Source organism: Kitasatospora sp. NPDC034533 (assembly GCF_055575155.1).
On sequence record NZ_JBVITE010000054.1, the window covers coordinates 57,259 to 64,317 of the forward strand.

At 71.1% G+C, this 7,059-nt stretch carries 4 protein-coding genes; all 4 read left to right on the forward strand.

What is annotated here, in order from left to right:
• The first annotated feature begins 383 nt into the window (after positions 1 to 383).
• Positions 384 to 1,166, forward strand: coding sequence for an RNA polymerase sigma factor SigF (locus tag ACZ55U_RS29670; RefSeq protein ID WP_355250166.1), 783 nt, complete (start codon positions 384 to 386; stop codon positions 1,164 to 1,166).
• A gap of 144 nt (positions 1,167 to 1,310) precedes the next feature.
• Complete coding sequence (locus tag ACZ55U_RS29675) at positions 1,311 to 2,216, forward strand: RNA polymerase sigma factor SigF (protein WP_465530873.1); 906 nt, start codon at positions 1,311 to 1,313, stop codon at positions 2,214 to 2,216.
• 758 nt (positions 2,217 to 2,974) lie between these two features.
• Positions 2,975 to 5,347, forward strand: a complete 2,373-nt coding sequence (locus ACZ55U_RS29680) for a hypothetical protein (protein ID WP_465530875.1) — start codon at positions 2,975 to 2,977, stop codon at positions 5,345 to 5,347.
• A 109-nt stretch (positions 5,348 to 5,456) separates the two neighbouring features.
• Positions 5,457 to 6,971 (forward strand): GT4 family glycosyltransferase PelF, encoded by a 1,515-nt coding sequence (pelF, locus tag ACZ55U_RS29685; protein ID WP_465530877.1) that lies wholly within the window; start codon positions 5,457 to 5,459, stop codon positions 6,969 to 6,971.
• The last annotated feature ends 88 nt before the right edge of the window (positions 6,972 to 7,059 follow it).

Below are 7,059 nucleotides of genomic sequence, written 5' to 3' on the forward strand. Positions count from 1 at the left end.
GGGAACGCTGGGGGGTCAACCCCCCCCCCCCCCCCCCCCCCCCCCCCCCCCCCTCCCCCCCCCCCCCCCCCCCCCCCCCTCCCCCCCCCTCCCCCTCCCCCCCCCCCCCCCCCGGCACGTCCCGGAACGATCCGCACGGCGCTCGCCGGCGGGCCCGGGAAGGGCCGAACGCCCGACCAACACACCTCCACCGGGTGCTTGCCCGACGTGTGCCCACCTTGTGATGCTATGACCGGTTTTGCCGGACATGGCGAGGTAGTGAAACCAGCCGCGACACCCGATCCGCAGGGCCCGCCGTTGACGACTTTGGGAGGGGTGAGGTGTCCTTGGACGATGTGCTGGCTGCGATCACCAGCCCGGCCGGCGAGCTCCGGCCGGACCGGCTGCGCGGCCCCGGCGGCCGCCCCGCCGTGGACGTCCGGACGCTCACCCGGGTGCTGTTCGAGCGGCTCGCCGAACTCCCCCCGGACGCCCCCGAGCGGGAGCGCGTCCGGGCCGCCCTGATCGAGGTGAACATCCCGCTGGTCCGCTACGCGGCCACCCGCTTCCGCAGCCGCAGCGAGCCGATGGAGGACGTCGTCCAGGTCGGCACCATCGGCCTGATCAACGCGATCGACCGCTTCGACCCCGGCCGCGGCGTCCAGTTCCCCACCTACGCGCTGCCGACCATCCTGGGCGAGATCAAGCGCTACTTCCGGGACAACGTCCGCACCATGCACGTCCCGCGCCGGCTCCAGGAGCTGTGGGTCCAGGTCAGCGGCGCGATGGAGGAGCTGACGGTGCTGCACGGGCGGGCGCCCAAGGTGCCGGAGATCGCCGCCAGCCTGCGGATCCCCGAGGAGGACGTACGGGCCTGCCTGGACGCCGGGCGGGCGTACAACGCGGCGTCCCTGGAAGCCGCGCAGGAGCACGAGGGCGGGCTCGCGCTGCTCGACCGGCTCGGCTACGAGGACTCGGCGCTGGCCGAGGTCGAGCACCGCGACATGGTCCGCCACCTGCTGGTCCAGCTGCCCGAGCGGGAGCGGCGGATCGTCATGCTGCGGTTCTTCGCCAACCTGACGCAGTCCCAGATCAGCACCGAGCTGGGGATGTCCCAGATGCACGTGTCCCGGCTGCTCTCGCGGATCCTGACCAGGCTTCGGACCGGCAACTCCTGGGAAGAGTGAGATTGCAGCGAGTTACTCCGGCGTGACATCTTGCGACGTTCGGGTTTGCCGTGGACCGTGTTCCGGTATGCAGGGGGAAGGCCCTCGCCGGGAACCTCCGCGCGACGGCCCCCGTTCAACTGACAGTCACAAGGGGGTGGGTGCATGTCCGGAGAGCTGGGCACTGCGGAGATCCACGCCGGCCGGGCCAACGGCACGGCCGTCGCCGAGGATCTGGTCCCGCGGCCACGGGTCGAGCCGCTCCGACCGCCCGGTCCCGGCGCTGGACCGGTGACGCCGCCCGGCTCGGGACTGGACACCCGGACGCTCTCCCGATCGCTGTTCCTGCGGCTGGCCTCGCTGGACCCGGGCAGCACCGAGCACACCTACGTCCGCGACACCCTGATCGAGCTCAACCTGCCGCTGGTCCGGTACGCCTCGGCGCGCTTCCGCAGCCGCAACGAGCCGATGGAGGACATCGTCCAGGTCGGCACCATCGGCCTGATCAAGGCGATCGACCGGTTCGACCCGGAGCGCGGGGTGGAGTTCCCCACCTTCGCGATGCCCACCGTGGTCGGCGAGATCAAGCGCTTCTTCCGGGACACCAGCTGGTCGGTCCGGGTGCCGCGGCGGCTCCAGGAGCTGCGGCTGGCGCTGACCAAGGCCGGCGACGAGCTCTCCCAGCGGCTGGACCGCTCCCCCACCGTCGCCGAGCTGGCGGCCTGCCTGGGGGTCAGCGAGGAGGACGTGGTCGAGGGCCTCGCGGTCGGCAACGCGTACACCGCCAGCTCGCTCGACTCCAGCACCGGCGAGGAGGACACCGACGGGCCGCTGGCGGACCGACTCGGCTACGAGGACCTCGCGCTGGAGGGCGTCGAGTACCGGGAGTCGCTCAAGCCGCTGCTGGCCAAGCTGCCGCCGCGCGAGCGCCGGATCATCATGCTGCGGTTCTTCGGCAACCTCACCCAGTCGCAGATCGGGGAGGAGATCGGGATCTCCCAGATGCACGTCTCCCGGCTGCTCACCCGGACGCTGACCCAGCTGCGCGAGGGTCTGATCAACGAGGGCTGAGCCGTCCGCTGAGCCGTCCTCCCGTCCTTCCGTCCTTCCCGGGGCCGGGCCGGATCTCGTCCGGCCCGGCCCCGGCGCGTCGTCCGGCCCCCGGGGCCGGTCCCGTGCGGAGCGCCGACCGGCCCGCGCGGTGTGATTCAGGCCATCGCCGGGTGGGGGCGCCGGGCCGCGGAATCCGCCCGCCGGACGCCCGTCGGCCACCCGTCCGGCCACCCGGAGCCCGTCCGGATCCCGGACACCGGGTGCGCCGGGAACGGCGTCCCACCAGGGGGGTTCCGGCAGCCTCCGGTGACGCATTCCGTACGCTCCGGAATCCCCCCGACTCGGTATGCTGATCGACGCCGCGAGTGCCTCCATTGCAATTTCGGACTGTCCCGTGGCACAGCACTGCTCGATATTGCATGAACCTGCCCAGCGCGGCGGCGAGTTGTGCAAGAGTGGCATGCGCAACGGCGACAGTGCAGGTGCCCCCGCCCGCCCACTGAGCCACACCCTCGGTAACCACCTGTAGCACTCAGCTTCCGGTTTTTCATTTTCAATTCACTATTTGCGCCACCGGTACGGTTCCGGTCACAATCAGCGCCTTCATGGCCTCGCCATGAACGTTGGTAACAGGTTCGCTGCACTCTCGCCCATTCGGTCTCTCGCACCGCCGTCCCTCGACCAGGATGGGCCCGGGCAGCCTGCTGCCCGCGAACAGCGACACGGGCAGGCGAGCGCTTGAGCAGTGCGACGCCTGCCCCAAGGGGAGGATCACCATGGGTCGAGCGACCCGAAGAGTCGCCGCGTGCGCGGCGGCAGTCCTGCTGGCCAGCGGCTTGCAGACCACCCTGGCCCACGGCGACACCGCGCCGTCCAGGATCGACCTCACCGTCCTGGTCGTCGACGACGGCGGCCCGTCCGTCGCGGCCATCACCGCCGAGCTGAAGAGCCAGGGCACGCCCTACAAGGTCGTCAGCCTCAATGACCCCAACCGTCCCGTCATCAACGCCGCTTTCCTGAGCGACACGCTGAACGGTCAGCCCCGGGGGAAGTTCCAGGGCATCGTGCTGCCCAACGAAAACCCCTTCCCCAACAGTGCCGCGGAGATGACCGCGATCGCGACCTACGAGGCCGCATTCAACGTCCGCCAGATCGACGCGTACACCTGGGCCAACCCGGCGGTCGGCCTGAACTACGCGCAGAATCCCGGATTCGTGGGCACCCTCGACGGATTCCAGGGCGCCACCACGACGGCCGGAACTTCGGGCCCGTTCGGGTACCTCAAGGGCAGTGTCCCGTTCGAGGACAACGACCCGAACGTGAGCGAGAGTTACGGCTACCTGGCCACCCCGCTCGCCGCCTTCCCGACCGGCGCCTCGTTCGTCCCGCTGGTCGACGCGCCGATACCCGGCAGCACCGCGCGCGGTTCGCTGGTCGGCGAGTACACCCACGACGGCCGCAAGGAACTGGTCGTCACGTTCGTCTACAACCAGTACCAGCAGCAGTACCGGCTGCTGGCCCGCGGCATGGTCGACTGGCTCACCCAGGGCGTCCACCTCGGCTACGACCGCAACTACTTCGCCACCCACGTGGACGACGTCTTCCTGGCCGACGACCGCTGGGACACCGTGCTCAAGTGCACCCCCGGCGACGTCACCTGTCCGCCCGGCACCCCGGACGCCGCCAACCCGATCCGGATGTCCGTCGACGACGCCAACCACCTCAAGCAGTGGCAGGCCGCCAACAACTTCACCCTGGACATGGTGTTCAACGGTGGCGGCAGCGAGGACTGGAAGGCCGACCACGAGACGACCGTGGACCCGACGGCGAACCAGATGATCGCCGACCAGGCCGCCTACCGGTGGGTCAACCACACCTACACCCACCCGTACCTGGGCTGCGTCCAGAACGTCACGGTGGTGCCGTGGGTGTGCAGCAAGAACTCCTCGGGCGGCACCGTCTGGGTCGACCAGGCCACCATCTCCGGCCAGATCAAGAACAACGCCGACTGGGCCACCGCGCACGGCCTCCAGTTCGACCCGCAGACCCTGGTCACCGGTGAGCACTCCGGGCTGCTGACCGCTCCCCAGGAGACCAGCGACAACCCGAACCTGGCGCCGGCGCTCGCCGCCAACGGCATCAGGTTCACCGCCAGCGACGCCTCCCGGGAGACCGGCCAGCGGGCCGTCGGCTCCTCCACGCTGACCGTGCCGCGGTACCCGATGAACGTCTTCTACAACGCCGGTACGGCGAAGGAGGAGACCGACGAGTACAACTGGATCTACACCAGCAAGGCCAACGGCGGCAGCGGTGTCTGCGAGAACAACGCCAACTCGACCTGCCTGCCGCAACCGCTGGACGTGAACACCGGCTACCAGTCGTACATCGTGCCGCTGGAGGCCCGGATCGACCTCGGCCACGTGCTGAACAACGACCCGCGGCCGCACTTCGTGCACCAGTCGAACCTGTCCGAGGACCGCATCCTGTACCCGGTGCTGGAGAAGATCCTCGGCACCTACCGCTCGCTGCACGCGGACAACGCCCCGATCGTGAACCTGAGCCAGCGTGAGATCGGCCAGGAGTTCCAGCGCCGGGCGGCCTGGAACGCCGCGATCGCCGCCGGCCAGGTCACCGCCTACCGGGTCGGCAACACCGTCACCGTCAGCGCGCCGGCCGGTGTTCAGGTGCAGGCCACCATGCCGACCGGAACTGCTCAGAAGCTGGCCATCGGGACGGCCGGGTTCGGGTCGTCCTACGCCGGTACGCTCTCGGGTTGGGTGTCCCCGGGTGCGCTGCAGAGCAGCATCACCCTCCAGCTGCCGTCCGCGCCGGCCGCTCCGGCCGCCGTCGCGCCGAGCGTGGCGGCCAAGTCCGTCCCGGCCCCGGCGCCGGCGGACAAGAAGGTCGTGCCGCAGGGCGTCGCCACCCCGGTCCCGGTGGGTCCGGGCGACAACGCCCGCAAGCCGGCTCCGTCGCTCGTCCCCGGTAGCGGAACCCCGGTGCCCGGCAAGGGCGTCGCCGCTGGCACCATCGGTCAGGGCGGCAACGGCGCCAACGGCGACGGCGGCCACGCCGCGGCCGGGAACGGCAAGGCCTCTGGGGGGACGGCCACGCCGAGCAGCGCCACCGGACGCTCCGACCACCGGTAACCGGTACCACCCGCTGGTGGGGCCGGGCCCTCGCCCGGCCCGGCCCCGCCACGGCTCCCGTTCCGGCCATCCAGGCCGGAACCGACGCAAGAACAGGAGGGGGACAGGAATGCGCGTCACCCTGCTCACCGAGGGGACGTATCCGCACCAGCACGGCGGCGTGAGCGTCTGGTGCGACCAGCTCGTTCAAGGCATGCCGGACGTCGACTTCGACGTCATCGCCGTCACCGGAACCGGCCACGAACCACTGGCCTGGGAACTGCCCGCCAACGTACGGTCGGTCACCACCGCACCGCTGTGGGGCCCGGCCTCGGAAGCCCGGCCGCCCCGCGGCAAGGAGATGCGGGGCTTCCTCAACGCGTACGAGCGCTTCCTGCACTCCGTCCTCGATCCGGTCTACACCACCCACTTCGGCACCGAGCTCTACAACTTCGCCGACCTCGCCCGCCGCGGGCTGCTCAGCCCGGCGCTGCGCAGCGAGCGGGCGCTGCGCACGCTCCAGCACGTGTGGACCCGCGACTACCTGCCGACCGCCGTCTCCCGGCCCACCCTGCACGACGCCCTGAACGCCACCGACCTGCTGGAGCACGCCCTGCGGCCGCTCTCGGTCGAGCCGCCCAAGGACGGCGTGGCGCACGCGGCCAGCGGCGGGCTCGCCACCCTGCCGGGGCTGATAGCCGCTCAGCAGTACGGCGTACCGTTTCTGCTCACCGAGCACGGCATCTACCTGCGGGAGCGCTACCTCGGTTACCGCACCGGCCCGTACCGCTGGCCGGTCAAGGCGCTGCTGCTCGGCTTCTACCGGATGCTCGCCGAGGAGAGCTACCGGCAGGCCGCGCTGGTCACCCCCGGCAACCGGTACAACCGGCGCTGGGAGGAGCGCGGCGGCACACCGTCCTCGCACATCCGCACCGTCTACAACGGGGTGGACCCGGCGGCCTTCCCGCCGGCTGGCCCCGAGCCCGAGACCCCGACCCTCAGCTGGGCCGGCCGGGTCGACCCGATCAAGGACCTGGAGACGCTGATCCGGGCGTTCGCCATCGTCCGGCGCGAGATCCCCGAGGCGCGACTGCGGCTCTTCGGCGGCACTCCCAAGGGCGGCGAGGCGTACCGGGACCGCTGCATAGCCCTGGCCGCCGAGCTCGGCATAGCCGACTCGGTGGCCTTCGAGGGCCGCGTCGCCGACATCACCGACGCCTACGCGGCGGGCAACGTGGTCATGCTCTCCAGCATCAGCGAGGGCTTCCCGTTCACCCTGATCGAGGCGATGTCCTGCGGCCGGGCGACCGTCTCCACCGACGTCGGCGGCGTGCGCGAGGCCGTCGGCGACACCGGTCTGGTCGTCCCGCCGCGCGAGCCCGAGCCGATGGCGGCCGCCGCGATCGAGCTGCTGCGCGACGCCGAACGACGCGCCCGGCTCGGCGAGGGCGCCCGGCTGCGGGTGATCGAGCAGTTCACCCTCCGCCAGAACATCGACGGGTTCCGCGGCATCTACACCGAACTCCTGGGCACCGCCCGTTGGATGCCCGGCGGCGTGGTCGCCGTCACCGACCAGGTGCCCAGCCCCGACTGGGACCGGCAGCTGGCCGTCGCCGCTCCTGAGCCGAGCGAGGTGGGCGCGTGAGTTTCCTGAGTCAACCTCTATGCCGCCGGAGCCGTCTCGGGAGTCGTTTTGATCTTGTTGTTGGTCTGGTGGGTGACGGGGTCGTAGG